Source organism: Roseovarius halotolerans, assembly GCF_900172255.1.
In the GTDB taxonomy this organism is placed as follows: domain Bacteria; phylum Pseudomonadota; class Alphaproteobacteria; order Rhodobacterales; family Rhodobacteraceae; genus Roseovarius; species Roseovarius halotolerans.
In genome coordinates this window covers 360,768-374,308 of record NZ_FWFU01000004.1, presented here as the reverse complement: position 1 = coordinate 374,308, position 13,541 = coordinate 360,768, and the positions used below count along the sequence as shown (strand labels likewise).

Below are 13,541 nucleotides of genomic sequence, written 5' to 3'. Positions count from 1 at the left end.
TGTATTTCGATGAACGGGTTTCATCGAAAGGTCTGACGGACATGACGGCGCATGCGGCAAAGCACCTGATCATTGGGGGCGGTATCATCGGCTGCTCGATTGCCTATCACCTTGCCAAGTCGGGGGAAAAGGATGTCGTTCTGCTCGAAAAGGCCTCGCTGACCGAGGGCGCCACATGGCACGCCGCGGGGCTGGTCGGACAGCTGCGCTCGTCGCGCAACACGACGCGGATGCTCAAGCGGTCGGTGGCGATGTATGATGCGCTCGAGGCCGAGACCGGCATGGCGTTCGACTGGAAAAAGGTCGGCAGCTTGCGGCTGGCCGCCACCAAGGAACGCTTGCTGGAGGCGCAGCGTCTGGCGACGATGGCGCGCAGCTTCGATCTCGACATGCAGATCATCACCCCGGACGAGGCCAAGGCTCTGTTTCCTTATATCGACGCTGCCGGTCTCGAGGGCGCTGCCTTTATTCCCTCGGACGGGCATGTGGACCCCGCCAGTCTGTGCCAGGCGATCGCGGCGGGCGCGCGCAAGCATGGCGCGCAGATCCGGCAGGGCGTGAAGGTCACCGATTTCGAGATCGTGAACCGCCGTATCACGAAGGTGATGACATCCGAGGGCGATTACGAGGCCGGGAACGTGATCCTGGCCGCCGGAATGTGGAGCCGGGAACTGGCCGCCAAGCTGGGGGTCACGGTTCCTGCCTGTGCCGTCGAGCATCAGTATATCGTGACAGAACCGCTGCCCGAACCTGAACTGGTCAAGGGGTTGCCGACCCTGCGCGACCCCGAACGCCTGGTCTATTACAAGCCCGATGCGGGCGGGCGGCTGGTGATCGGCGGTTACGAGGAAGGCACCCTGCCATTCGGCGACAACGGCATCCCCGGCGAATTCATCCGCCAGTTGCTGCCTGACAATCTTGATCGTTTTGCGCCGCTGGCCGAAATGGCGGGCGTGGTGACGCCGGTGGTCAACGAGGTCGGCATCCGCCAGGTCATCAACGGCCCGATCCCCTATTCGGCGGATGGCGATTTCGTCATGGGCTGGGCGCCGGAACTGGACAACCTGATGCTGTCAACCGGCTTCCTTTACGGGATCGCGGCGGGCGGCGGCGCGGGCGAGATGATCGCCGAATGGGTCGTCGACGGACGTCCCAGCCTTGATCTTTGGCCGCTTGATGTGCGCCGCTTCAGCCCGCATCACGCGACGCGCGCATTCATGTATCCGCGCGCGGTCGAACATTACGCGCATCACTACAAGATGCGCTATCCGGGGCAGGAGGCCGAGACGGCCCGCAACCTGCGCCTCAGCCCGCTTCATGACCGGCTCAAGGAGCATGGTGCGGTCTATGGGTCCAAGAACGGCTGGGAGCGCCCGCTGTGGTTTGCACCCGAAGGCGTCGAGCCCGTCGACCAACTGGCCTTCATCGACCCTGGCTGGAAGCAATATGCCGCCCAGGAGCACAAGGCAGTGCGCGAGGGCGTCGCGTTGATCGACCAGTCCAGCTTCTCCAAGTTCGAGCTGGTCGGCCCCGGCGCGCTCGAAGCTTTGCAGCGCCTCGCGGTGTCCAACATGGACAAACCCGTCGGCAGCGTGATCTACACGCAGCTTTGCAATGAACATGGCGGCATCGAAGCCGATCTGACCATCACCCGCACGGGCCCCGACCGGTTCTATATCGTGACCGGCTCTGGCTTTGGCGTGCATGACAGCGACTGGATTCGCCGCGCGCTGCCACAGGATGGCTCGGTCTACCTGAGCGATGTCACCTCTGCGCGGGCGGTGATCAACATCTGCGGCCCGAGAGCGCGCGAAGTGCTGCAAGCGGTCAGCGAGCACGATGTTTCCAACGCCGCTTTCCCCTTCGGCACCGCGCAGCAGATCATCGTCGGGGCCGCCCATGTGCAGGCCGTGCGGATCGGCTATGTCGGCGAACTCGGATGGGAGCTGCATGTCCCCACCGAATTCGCGCGCCATGTCTATGACTGCCTCTGGCAGGCGGGGCAGGCGCATGGCATCCGCGATGTGGGTTACCGCGCGATTGAATCGCTGCGCCTGGAGAAGGGGTATCTCTACTGGAGCGCCGATATCACCCCCGATTACACGCCGATCGAGGCAGGGCTGGGCTTTCGTGTGCATCTCAAGAGCAAGGGCGACTTCACCGGCCGCGCGGTGCTTGAGAAACAGAAATCCGAAGGCACGCGCCAGCGGCTCTGCACTTTCGTCTGTGACGACAAGCTGCCCATCACCGGGGGCGAGACCATCCTGCATGACGGCAAGACCGTGTCCGTCGCCTCGAGCGCGGGCTATGGTCACACGGTCGGCCAGACGATCATCCTTGGTTATCTGCCCGATGCGTTGGCGCAGGAAGCCGATTTTGAACTCGAGCTTTTCGGCGCGCGTCATGCGATCCGCCGGGTCGATGGGCAGCTCTACGACCCGGCCAATGAACGCCTCAAGGCGTGATACAACAGGGGAGACGACAAGATGAGGGATGACAATCGCGACAACGTTATCGCGGTGCTGCGCAAGGTGCCGGGATTCGAACAGACCACGCCTGAAACCTGCGAGATCGAGCGGCTGGGCGGGATGACCAATCTTGTCTACCGGGTCGAGACCGGCGGTCAGAACGTGATCGTGCGCATTCCCGGCGAGGGGACCGAAGCCTATATCGACAGGGCGGTCGAAATCCACAACACGCGCGTCGCCGCAGATACCGGGGTTTGCGCCCGTGTGATCTGGGCGGATGAAGCGACCGGCGACATGGTCTGCGAATGTATCATGGGGATCGTCACGATGACTCCCGAACTCTTCGCCAGTCGCGCGGGCGCGGCGGCACGCGCGGGCGCTGCGCTCAGGCAACTGCATGATGCAGAGACGCCCTTTCAGTTCCGATTCGAGCTTTTTTCGATGATAGACGACTATCTCGAGGTTCTCTCGACCAAGGATATCGAGCTGCCCGAGGGCTATGAGCAAGTGGTGGCCGAGGCCGCGCCGATCAAGCAGCTGCTGGCTGAAAACCCCGGCGAGCTCGTGCCGAGCCATTGCGATCCGCTCTGTGAGAACTTCCTCGATGACGGCACGCGCATGTGGATCGTGGATTACGAGTATTCCGGTATGAACGACGCGCTATGGGATCTTGGCGATCTCTCGGTCGAGGCAGGGATGAGCGACGCGCAGGATATCGAGATGCTGACCGCCTATTTCGGTGCGCCCCCCACAGCAGCACAGATCGGGCGCACGGTGATCTACAAGGCGATGTGCGATCTTCTGTGGACCCTCTGGGGCCTGATCCAGCATGCCGACAACAACCCTGCCGAGGATTTCTGGGCCTATGCCGTCAATCGTTTCGCGCGGTGCAAGGCGCTGATGAGCGATCCGGCCTTCGCGGGTCATCTGGCTGCGGTGCGCGCGGGCTGAAACTGTTCTCTCCAACTGGCGGGCGTGGCGGCTCCGGCCTCCATGCCCGCTTTTTTCGTCGCAGCGCACGAGTTTGACCGGTATTGCACGTCAAAGTTGCTTCCATTCTCCCGAGATCCGTCTAGAGTTTTTCTCAGACAGGGAGTGTCCGGATGGTGGATTTTTTCAACTTCATGGGTAACATTCCACCCTATTCGGAAAACGATACCACTGTTCACCGCCTCAACCGCCGGCATGATCTTCTGATCGGCCCATTCCAGCCGCAGATCGAGGGCGCGCGCATTCTTGACCTCGCTTGTCATGACGGGCGCTGGTCCTATGCGCTGGCCGCGGCAGGTGCCGAGCATGTTCACGGGGTGGAGGCCCGGCCCGAGCTGATCGAACGGTTCGCGGTCTTTCCTGAAACCGACTTCAAGTCGCGGGTGTCACTGCATTGCAACGATCTCTTTGACGAGCTTGAGACGCTGGTCGCGCAGGGTGAGCGGTTCGACGTGGTTGCCGTCTATGGCATCTTCTATCACGTCATGGATCACCTGCGGCTGCTGTCGCTTGCCAAGCAGCTTGAGCCGGAAATCATCATCATCGACAGCGAATTCATTGTCGTGGACAACGCCATGATTCAGCTCTTGCGCGAAGAGGTGTCCAACCCTCTCAATGCCGTGCCCGCCTCTGCCGGGCAGTCGCATACCGTGGTCGGTGTCCCCAGCCGCCGCGCGACCGAATTCATGGCCGAGGCCCTGGACATGGACATCGCATGGATCGATCACGCGCTTATTCTGGGCGACGACACCACGGGGATGAAGGACTATTTCCGCGACGGTCGCAAGGTGCGTGGCACCTGCGCCCTGGGTCGGCGCTGAGGCGCCGCAGCTCAGCCCGTTTCGGCCAGAAGCGCGATCAACTCGGCATGCAGTTCGGGCGTGGCGGCGGTCACGACGCGCCCGTCGGAATCGTAGGTAAGGGCGCGTCCCTGCCAGTCGGTGATGATGCCGCCAGCTTCGGTGATGATCGGGGCCAGCGCGAAATAGTCATAGGGCTTGAGGTCGTAATCCACCACGGCGTCGACCTGCCCGCTGGCGACAAGCGCATGGGGCTGGCAGTCATAGGAGAGCCGGCGCAACCTGCCCGCCCGCATCAACCGTCCGAACACATGCGGCGCCTCGGCATGGATCTTCTCGCCCTCGTTGATGAACAGCATGGCCCGGTCAAGCGCGGTTTCGCGCGACACATGGATCGGCGCGCCGTTGCGGGTGGCGCCCAGCCCGCGCGCGGCGGCATAGACTTCGCCGATCGCGGGCAGGCGGCAGATACCCAGAACCGGTTGCCGCTCACGGGTCATCGCCAGCAACATGCCGAAAAGCGGAACACCGGCGATGAAAGACCGGGTACCGTCGATCGGATCGACAACCCAGATATCGGCTTTGTCGAGTCCCTGGCTGCCGAACTCCTCGCCATAGATGCCATCCTGCGGAAACTCCGCCTGCAAGCGGGAACGGATGGCCTCTTCGGTCTCGCGGTCGGCGATAGTGACGGGGCTTTCATCGTCCTTGGTGATGATATCCAGTGTCCGGTTGAAATGCGCCAGCGAGATCCGGCTCGCCGCTTCGGTGATATCGAGCGCGGCGGACAGTCGGCGGCGCAGGTCATGCATCTCAGTCATGCGCCCGTCCCGCGGCCTTGTCAGCGACGGCGATCTCGGTGCCCCAACCCTGGGCGGCCTCGCGGATGTCCTCGGGCGGCGGGGCGTCGCAGATCAGCAGGTCGACCGATGCCGGCGGACCGATGGCGATCGGGGCGGTGCGTCCGAACTTGCTGGTATCCGCCGCCAGGATTCTTGTGGTGGAATTCGCCATGATCGCGCGTGAATACAGTGCCTCTTCCATGTCGAACAGCATGAACCCGTTGCGGGCATTGATCGCCGCCGCTGACAGGACCGCAAAATCGGTGCGGAACTGGCGCACGAAATCCAGCACATTCGCGCCGAACACGCCGCCGTCATGGCCGCGTAACTCGCCGCCTGGCATGAACACCCGGTTATTGTTCCGCGCCGCAAGGCTGTGGGCGACCGCGACCGAATTGGTGACCACCAGCAGTTCCTGATGCGCCTTCAGCGCCTCGGCGATGAAAGCGGTTGTCGACCCGACATCCAGAAACAGCGAACTGCCGTCGCCGATCAGCCCCGCCACATGGGCCGCGATGCGCTGCTTGGGGATGGGATTCTCGGCCATGCGCTGCGCGAAGTTCAGCTCGGTCGAGCCGTGCTGGAGCAGCACCCCGCCATGCACCTTGCGCACGAGGCCCTCATCCGAAAGCCGCCGCACGTTCCGGCGCACGGTTTCTTCCGAAACGTTGAGCGCCTCGGCAATGGACTGGATTCGCATGCTGCCCCCGGCGCGCGTGACCAGATCGATGATCTCGGCGCCGCGCTGCGAGGCGGGCAGGGCGCGGGTGTCGCTGGGGGGGTGGGTCAAGGGCTTGGTCATGTCGGGCTCCGCTGCGACCCTGTGGATTTTTAGGCAAAAAACCACAAAATCAGTCAAATACCAACATTAAAACCACAAAAAACAAAAATAAATATTGAAAACTCAGATACGCTGTTGGAAATTGTTTGATATGGCGCGGCGAATCGAAGGCTGTGAAAAGGGCCGTCGGCCAATAAACAAAAACACGGGGAGTTCTCAGAATGCGTCTTTCAACATTTGCGGCGGCAGCATGCGCCGGGCTGGTAATGGCCGGCTCGGCCTTTGCCGAAGCTGAATCACAAGAACCGATCAAGCTGACCATGCATGACTGGACGGGTCAGCTTCTGACCACGACCATAATGGGCAAGGTCCTGGCCGAGGCCGGATATAACGTGGAATACGTGCAGGCCGATTACATCGCGCAATTCGCCGGACTGAAAAGCGGCGATCTGCATGTGGCGATGGAGATATGGGAAACTACCGGCCGCGAGGCGATGGACGAGGCCATTGGGACCGGGCAGGTCGTCAACATGGGCGATACCGGAATGAAGGCCATCGAGGAATGGTGGTATCCCGCCTATATGGAAGAGGTCTGCCCCGGTCTTCCCGACTGGCAGGCGCTCAACGATTGCGCGCGGGAATTCGCTACACCCGAGACCGCGCCGATGGGCCGTTACCTTGGCGGGCCGGTAACATGGGGTGGTTTCGACGAAGAGCGCATCGAGTCGCTTGGCCTTGATTTCGAGGTGGTCCATGCCGGCACTGACGCAGCCCTCTTTGCCGAACTTGAAAGTGCCTATCAGCGCAAGGCGCCCATCGTGCTGTGGATCTATGCGCCGCATTGGGCGCCGACCAAGTACGAGGGCAATTTCGTGGCCTTCCCGCCCTATACGCCCGAATGCTACGAGGACCCTTCGGTCGGGATAAACCCGAACATGGCCTATGATTGCGGCAAACCCACGGGGCCGATCTGGAAAGTGGCGTGGTCGGGTCTTGCCGATAAATGGCCGGGTGCGGCCAAGGCCGTCGAGGCCTTTACCATCAGCAACGAGGATATGGGCGCGATGGTTTCCGCCGTCGATCTCGATGGCAAGTCACTGGACGAGGTCAGCGACGCATGGCTCGCCGCCAACAGTTCGGTCTGGCAGTCCTGGATCGCCAACTGAGCGACGCATGACCAATCCGGCGCGCGGGCCTTTCTGCGCCTGCGCCCGGGCCTTCCCTTCGCTTTAAACCGCCCTTCCCCCGGCGCGACCGGGATGGTGCGCCAGTGCCCGAGGATGACATGGAAAAACCGATCTTGCTGGATTGCCGGGGTGTCTGGAAGCTCTACGGCGCGGGTGCTCAGGATGCTTTCAAGCGTCACGGTGGCGCGCTGAGCTCCGAAGATATCCGCGCAGCCGGGCTTGTCGGGGCGGTCCGCGATGCCACCGTGCAGATCCGCCAGGGCGAAATATTCGTGATCATGGGGCTGTCGGGCTCGGGCAAGTCCACCCTGGTGCGCTGCCTGTCGCGATTGATCGAGCCGACCGCTGGCGAAATCCTGTTCGAGGGCCGTGATCTCCTGTCGATGACCGACAAGGAGATGATCGACATCCGACGCCGGAAAATGGGCATGGTGTTTCAGCACTTCGCCCTCCTGCCACATCTGACCGTGTTGCAGAACGCCGCCTTTCCGCTGGAGGTTCAGGGCGTGCCGCGGGCCAAGCGAGAGGCCCGCGCGCGCGAGGTGATCGAGCTGGTTGGCCTCAAGGGGCGCGAGGCCTATTATCCCCGGCAGTTGTCGGGCGGGCAGCAGCAGCGCGTCGGGATCGCCCGCTCGCTGGCCGTCGAGCCGGACCTGTGGTTCCTGGACGAGCCGTTTTCGGCGCTCGATCCGCTGATCCGGCGCGAGATGCAGGACGAGTTCCTGCGTCTTCAGGGGATGCTGCACAAGACCATCGTCTTCATCACCCATGATTTCGACGAGGCGATCCGGCTCGCCGATCATATCGCGGTGATGAAGGATGGCAGGGTCGTTCAGGTGGCCACCCCGGAAGAACTGGTGCTGAATCCGGCCACCGACTATGTCGGCGAGTTCACCCGCCACGTGCCGCGCTCCAAGGTGTTGACGCTGCGCAGCGTGATGACCCCCGGCGTGCCCGAGGGCGAGACCGCGGGCGAGTTACCCCAGACTCAGCGCATCGAGGCCGTGGCCGACCAGATCGAGTCCAGCGCCCTGCCGTTCCGGGTGGTGAACGCCGAAGGCGATGTGGTCGGTAGTATCGGGCGGCAGGCCGTCATTGATGTGCTGATCGGCCGGAAGCCGGCCCCATGACAGGGTGGCGCGATCATCTTCCGGGGCGCAGCGGCTGGTTCTGGCTGGCGCTGTTTGCGGCGACATGGCTGTTGTCGCGATATTCCTGGGATCTCTACAAGGCGTTCGATGCACGCTGGATCGTCAAGTTTCCGAGCGCCTACATCCTGCCGGTCGAAGCCCGCATCAGCGCGTTCATGCGTTGGCTGGTCGAGGATGCCGGTTTCGGTCTGTTCAGCTTTCGCGACGTGACGCGGTTCATCTCGATGCTGATCGAGATCCCCTATGATTTCATGCGCGACCTGTTGATCGACGGGTTTTCCACCGGGCTGGGCAATGCCGCCGTTCAGATCGCGCCCCCGCTGAGCTGGATCGCGATCATCGTGACGCTGGTCGCGATGGGCCATTACGCGCGCAACTGGAAGCTGGCTGCGCTGGTTGGGGGATGCTTTCTATACCTCGCGGTCTTCGGCCAGTGGGACAGCGCGATGGTAACCCTCGCTTCGGTGCTGATCGCGGTGCCGATCGGGTCGGTCGGGGGGCTGCTGCTGGGCATCTTGGCCTATCGCTCGCCACTGTTCGAACGACTGCTCAGGCCCCTGCTCGACCTCATGCAGACGGTGCCCGTCTTCGCCTATCTCGTGCCGATCCTGTTCCTGTTCGGCTTCGGTCCCGTGGCAGCGCTTGTCGCGACGATCATCTACGCGATGCCGCCGATGGTGCGGGTCACCATCGTCGCGCTGCACGGCGTGCCCAATGAGACCCGCGATGTCGGGGTGATGGTCGGCTGCACGCGCCGTCAGATGATGTGGAAAGTCATTGTGCCCTCCGCCGCGCCGACGCTGATGGTGGGCGTGAACCAGGTGATCATGCTGACACTCAACATGGTGATTATCGCGTCGATGATCGGTGCCGGGGGGCTTGGCTTTGACGTGCTGAGCGCGCTCAGGCGGCTTGATATCGGCGGCGGAATCGAAGCGGGCCTGGCGATCGTGGTGATGGCGATCGCGCTCGACCGGCTGAGCCAGGCTTTCGCCAGCCGCAATGTCGCAACCCGCGCGCCCGACCCGAACCGCAACCTGTTTCAGCGCCATCCCTGGGTTGCGACGGTGCTTCTGGTTGCCATCTGTACCTATCTTCTGTCGCAAGTCGCGCCCGCCCTGCAGGCCTATCCGGAGGCGGCGACCCTCTCGACCGGCGCGTTCTGGTCCGATTTCATGGGCTATATCAACGTGCATTTCTTCGATGTCTTCGAGACCATCAAGACCGCGCTTCTGTCTTACCTCCTGTTGCCCGTCAAACGTTTCTTCGTCGGCATTCCCTGGCCCTGGGGAATCATGGCGATGACGCTGATCGGCTGGCGTGCCGGGGGGCTGTGGCTGGCGGCTCTGAGCGGGATTCTCACGGCGCTGATCGCGATGGTGGGATTGTGGGACAAGGCGATGATCACCGTCTACCTTTGCGGTGTTTCGGTCCTGATCGCCTCGGCCATCGGCATCCCGATGGGGATCATGGCGGCGCAGAACGACACGGCCAACCGTGTGGTCGGGTCCTTCATCGATACGCTGCAGACCCTTCCGAGTTTCGTCTATCTCATCCCGGTTGTGATGCTGTTCCGGGTCGGGGATTTCTCGGCGATGATCGCGGTGGTGCTTTACGCGATGGCGCCAGCCGTGCGCTATGCCGCCCACGGCATCCGCAGCGTCGATCCCCAGCTTATCGAGGCCGGGCTCGTCTCGGGCTGCACGCCGCGTCAGGTGCTGTGGCGCATCAAGCTGCCGATGGCTATTCCCGAACTCCTGCTGGGCCTGAACCAGACCATCATGCTGGCCCTTTCGATGCTGGTGATCACCGCGCTGGTGGGTACACGCGACCTGGGTCAGGAAGTCTATATCGCACTCACCAAGGCCAATTCCGGGCAAGGCATCGTTGCCGGTCTGGCCGTCGCCTTCATTGCCATTGTCGCGGACCGGATCCTGTCGGCAACGGCCAGCCGCATGCGCCGCAAGATGGGACTTGAACAATGAGTGACGCCGCACAAGCCGCCCTTCAACGGGCGACATCCCTCTCGATCTGGACAGCGCCCGAGCAGGCCGAACTGCTGGGTGGCGGGATCACGAATTTCAATGTCGCACTCAGCGATCAGGGCCGCCGCTACGTGGTGCGCGTCGGGCAGGACATTCTTCTGCACCAGATCATGCGCTTCAATGAACAGTCCGTGCATCGCGCCGCGCAGGCCATCGGGATCGCCCCGGCGATTATCCATACCGAGCCGGGAATACTGGTGCTTGAACATGTCGCCGGGCGCACTCTTGACGAGGAGGCGGTGCGTGACAATGCCATGCTGGCGCGGATCGTGCCCATGCTCAAGCGTTGCCACACCGAGGCGGCGGCACAGCTGCGTGGGCCGGTGCTGACCTTCTGGGTATTCCATGTCCTGCGTGATTACGCCGCCACCCTGCGCGCCGACGGTTCGCGTCATGTGGGGCGGCTTGACGGTTTGCTGCGCGTTGCTGCCGATCTCGAAGACGCGGTCGGCCCGGTGCGGCTGGTCTTGGGGCATAACGACCTCCTGGCCGCCAATTTCCTCGATGACGACCAGCGGCTCTGGCTGCTCGACTGGGAATATGGCGGCTTCAATTCGCCACTCTTCGATCTCGCCGGGCTGGCCTCGAACAGCGAACTCGATCCCGAACAGGAACGCTGGATGCTTGAAACCTATTTCGAGACCGATCTGACCCACGAGCTGAACCACAGATATCACGCCATGAAATGCGCATCGCTTCTCAGGGAAACGATGTGGAGCATGGTTTCGGAAATCCACTCGGACATCGACTTCGACTACGCCGCCTATACCGACAAGAACCTGTCGCGTTTCGAAACGGCGCTGTCCGACTTTCAATCTATGCGAGGACCAAAATGAGCACTTTTCCGACAAGCGCAAAGGCCGTCATCATCGGCGGCGGCATCGTGGGATGCTCGACCGCTTATCACCTTGCGAAACTGGGCTGGAGCGAAGTCGTTCTGCTTGAGCGCAAGAAGCTGACCTCGGGCACGACATTCCACGCGGCGGGGCTTGTGGGCCAGCTGCGCTCGAACGCCAATATCACGCAGTTGCTCGGCTATTCGGTCGATCTCTACAACACGCTGGAACAGGAGACCGGCCAGGCGACGGGGTGGAAGATGAATGGCGGGCTGCGGCTCGCCTGCAACGAGGAGCGCTGGACCGAGGTCAAGCGGCAGGCAACAACGGCGCATTCCTTCGGCCTCGAGATGCAGCTTCTCACACCCTCCGAAGCCAAGGAACTTTGGCCGCTGATGACCACCGACGATCTGGTCGGCGCGGCCTACATGCCCACCGACGGGCAGGCGAACCCCTCGGATATCACGCTGTCGCTGGCGAAGGGCGCGCGCAAGGCGGGCGCGACGATTATCGAGGATACCAAGGTCACCAAGATCGAGCTGGAAGACGGTGTCATCAAGGGGGTGATGACCGAAAAGGGCTTTATCGCCTGTGAAAAGGTGATCCTGTGCGGCGGCCAGTGGACCCGCGATTTCGCCGCCAGCGTCGGGGTGAATGTGCCGCTCGTGCCTATGGAGCATCAATACATGGTGACCGAGCAGATCGACGGCGTCACATCGGACATGCCGACGCTGCGCGATCCCGACCGGCTGACCTATTACAAGGAAGAAGTGGGCGGCCTCGTGATGGGCGGCTACGAGGCCAACCCGATCCCCTGGGCGGTGAACGGCATTCCCAAGGGTTTTCATTACACGCTGCTCGATTCCAATTTCGATCATTTCGAGCAACTGGTCGAACTGGCGCTGGGCCGGGTGCCCGCGTTGGAAACCGCCGGGATCAAGCAACTGGTCAACGGCCCCGAAAGCTTCACGCCCGATGGCAATTTCATCCTGGGCGAAGCGCCCGAGCTCAAGAACTTCTTCGTCGGCGCGGGTTTCAACGCCTATGGCATCGCCGCTGGTGGCGGCGCGGGCATGGCGCTGGCGGAATGGGTTGCCAAGGGCGAGCCGCCTTTCGATCTGTGGCCAGTGGACATCCGTCGCTTTGGCCGCCCGCATTTCGATACCGACTGGGTGCGGACCCGCACCGTCGAGGCCTATGGCAAGCATTACACGATGGCCTGGCCCTTCGAGGAACACAGCTCGGGCCGCCCCTGCCGCAAGTCGCCGCTCTATGACAAGCTGCTGGCGAAAGGCGCGTGTTTCGGCGAAAAGCTGGGCTGGGAGCGTCCCAACTGGTTTGCGACCAACGGCACCGAGGCAAAGGACATCTACAGCTTCGGGCGACAGAACTGGTTCGAGACCGTCGGCGAAGAGCACAAGGCCTGCCGCGAGGCCGCCGTCCTGTTCGACCAGACTTCATTCGCCAAGTTCACCCTTAAAGGGCCGGATGCCGAGGCGGCGCTGAGCTGGATCGCGGCCAATGATGTCGCGAAGCCGGTCGGTTCGTTGATCTATACGCAGATGCTCAATGACCGGGGCGGCATCGAATGCGACCTGACATGCATGCGCGTGGCGCAGGATGAATATTACATCGTTACCGGCACCGGTTTCGCCACCCATGACTTCGACTGGATTGCGCGCAACATCCCCGCTGGGATGAACGCGCAGCTTGTGGATGTGACCTCGGCCTATGCGGTGCTGTCGCTGATGGGGCCGCGGGCGCGCGACATCCTTGAAAAGGTGACACGGGACGACCTGTCGAATGACTCGTTCCGCTTCGGCACCGCAAGGACCATCGGCATCGCCGGCTGCCCCGTGCGCGCCCTGCGTGTCACCTATGTCGGCGAACTGGGATGGGAGCTCCACCTGCCGGTCGAGTATGCCACCACCGTCTATGACGCCCTCAGCGAAGCCGGGCGCGAATTCGGGCTGCGCGATGCGGGCTACCGCGCCATCGAAAGCCTGCGACTCGAAAAGGGCTATCGCGCCTGGGGCTCCGACATCGGTGCCGATCACACACCTGCCGAGGCCGGTCTGGCCTGGGCGGTGAAGCTGAAGAAGAACATCGATTTCAAGGGCCGCGAGGCCGCCGAGGCGCAGCGCGACAATGGCGTAAAGAAAATCCTCGCCTGTTTCACCGCCGATCCCGATGTTGTGCTTTCTGGGCGCGAGACGATCTACCGCAACGGCGAGCGCGTTGGCTGGCTGACCAGCGGTGGGTTTGGCTACACGGTAAACCAGTCGATCGGTTACGGCTATGTGCGCAGCGACGAACCCATCGATCGCGCCCATGTGCTGAGCGGCGAATACGAACTCGAGGTCGCAACCGAGCGTGTGCCCTGCGCGGTGCATCTCGCCCCGCTTTACGATCCCGGAATGGAGCGGGTGAAATGCTGACCC

General features: G+C 62.7%; 10 protein-coding genes. 8 read left to right on the top strand and 2 right to left on the bottom strand.

Annotated elements, in window-relative coordinates:
- Nucleotides 1–41: 41 nt before the first annotated feature.
- The 3 genes from ROH8110_RS16590 (at nt 42) to ROH8110_RS16580 (ending at nt 4,279) form a co-directional block, all read left to right on the top strand.
- Nucleotides 42–2,465: a GcvT family protein gene (locus ROH8110_RS16590; RefSeq protein WP_085819067.1), complete on the top strand. Its 2,424-nt coding sequence runs from the start codon at nt 42–44 to the stop codon at nt 2,463–2,465.
- A gap of 21 nt (nt 2,466–2,486) precedes the next feature.
- On the top strand, nt 2,487–3,419 hold the full coding sequence (locus tag ROH8110_RS16585) for a choline/ethanolamine kinase family protein (RefSeq protein ID WP_085818858.1): 933 nt from the start codon (nt 2,487–2,489) through the stop codon (nt 3,417–3,419).
- 152 nt (nt 3,420–3,571) lie between these two features.
- Nucleotides 3,572–4,279, top strand: coding sequence for a class I SAM-dependent methyltransferase (locus tag ROH8110_RS16580; protein WP_085818857.1), 708 nt, complete (start codon nt 3,572–3,574; stop codon nt 4,277–4,279).
- Between the two features lie 11 nt (nt 4,280–4,290).
- Here the strand turns inward: ROH8110_RS16580 and ROH8110_RS16575 are convergent, their stop codons facing one another.
- Nucleotides 4,291–5,079: an inositol monophosphatase family protein gene (locus ROH8110_RS16575; protein ID WP_245962880.1), complete on the bottom strand. Its 789-nt coding sequence runs from the start codon at nt 5,077–5,079 to the stop codon at nt 4,291–4,293.
- Nucleotides 5,072–5,902 (bottom strand): DeoR/GlpR family DNA-binding transcription regulator, encoded by an 831-nt coding sequence (locus ROH8110_RS16570; RefSeq protein WP_085818856.1) that lies wholly within the window; start codon nt 5,900–5,902, stop codon nt 5,072–5,074. Before ROH8110_RS16570 ends, ROH8110_RS16575 begins: the two co-directional genes overlap by 8 nt.
- Nucleotides 5,903–6,102: 200 nt before the next feature.
- Here ROH8110_RS16570 and ROH8110_RS16565 point away from each other — a divergent pair, with 200 nt between their 5' ends.
- The 5 genes from ROH8110_RS16565 to ROH8110_RS16545 all read left to right on the top strand — a co-directional run bounded on the left by ROH8110_RS16565 (nt 6,103) and on the right by ROH8110_RS16545 (nt 13,538).
- Nucleotides 6,103–7,047, top strand: coding sequence for an ABC transporter substrate-binding protein (locus ROH8110_RS16565; protein WP_211330795.1), 945 nt, complete (start codon nt 6,103–6,105; stop codon nt 7,045–7,047).
- 119 nt (nt 7,048–7,166) lie between these two features.
- Nucleotides 7,167–8,198: a quaternary amine ABC transporter ATP-binding protein gene (locus ROH8110_RS16560; RefSeq protein WP_085819065.1), complete on the top strand. Its 1,032-nt coding sequence runs from the start codon at nt 7,167–7,169 to the stop codon at nt 8,196–8,198.
- A complete protein-coding gene (locus ROH8110_RS16555) occupies nt 8,195–10,204 on the top strand; it encodes an ABC transporter permease (protein ID WP_085818854.1) in 2,010 nt (669 codons plus the stop codon). The genes ROH8110_RS16560 and ROH8110_RS16555 overlap by 4 nt, the downstream gene beginning before the upstream one ends.
- Nucleotides 10,201–11,100 (top strand): choline kinase family protein, encoded by a 900-nt coding sequence (locus ROH8110_RS16550; RefSeq protein WP_085818853.1) that lies wholly within the window; start codon nt 10,201–10,203, stop codon nt 11,098–11,100. Before ROH8110_RS16555 ends, ROH8110_RS16550 begins: the two co-directional genes overlap by 4 nt.
- Nucleotides 11,097–13,538, top strand: coding sequence for a GcvT family protein (locus tag ROH8110_RS16545; protein WP_085818852.1), 2,442 nt, complete (start codon nt 11,097–11,099; stop codon nt 13,536–13,538). The genes ROH8110_RS16550 and ROH8110_RS16545 overlap by 4 nt, the downstream gene beginning before the upstream one ends.
- Nucleotides 13,539–13,541 lie beyond the last annotated feature (3 nt).

What these genes read in the sequence shown, in the direction of transcription:
- ROH8110_RS16550 (WP_085818853.1), top strand. Translation starts at nt 10,201, where the DNA reads ATGAGTGACGCCGCACAAGCCGCCCTTCAACGGGCGACATCCCTCTCG.
- ROH8110_RS16580 (WP_085818857.1), top strand. Translation starts at nt 3,572, where the DNA reads ATGGTGGATTTTTTCAACTTCATGGGTAACATTCCACCCTATTCGGAA.
- ROH8110_RS16555 (WP_085818854.1), top strand. Translation starts at nt 8,195, where the DNA reads ATGACAGGGTGGCGCGATCATCTTCCGGGGCGCAGCGGCTGGTTCTGG.
- ROH8110_RS16560 (WP_085819065.1), top strand. Translation starts at nt 7,167, where the DNA reads ATGGAAAAACCGATCTTGCTGGATTGCCGGGGTGTCTGGAAGCTCTAC.
- ROH8110_RS16570 (WP_085818856.1), bottom strand. Translation starts at nt 5,902, where the DNA reads ATGACCAAGCCCTTGACCCACCCCCCCAGCGACACCCGCGCCCTGCCC.
- ROH8110_RS16575 (WP_245962880.1), bottom strand. Translation starts at nt 5,079, where the DNA reads ATGACTGAGATGCATGACCTGCGCCGCCGACTGTCCGCCGCGCTCGAT.
- ROH8110_RS16565 (WP_211330795.1), top strand. Translation starts at nt 6,103, where the DNA reads ATGCGTCTTTCAACATTTGCGGCGGCAGCATGCGCCGGGCTGGTAATG.
- ROH8110_RS16585 (WP_085818858.1), top strand. Translation starts at nt 2,487, where the DNA reads ATGAGGGATGACAATCGCGACAACGTTATCGCGGTGCTGCGCAAGGTG.
- ROH8110_RS16545 (WP_085818852.1), top strand. Translation starts at nt 11,097, where the DNA reads ATGAGCACTTTTCCGACAAGCGCAAAGGCCGTCATCATCGGCGGCGGC.
- ROH8110_RS16590 (WP_085819067.1), top strand. Translation starts at nt 42, where the DNA reads ATGACGGCGCATGCGGCAAAGCACCTGATCATTGGGGGCGGTATCATC.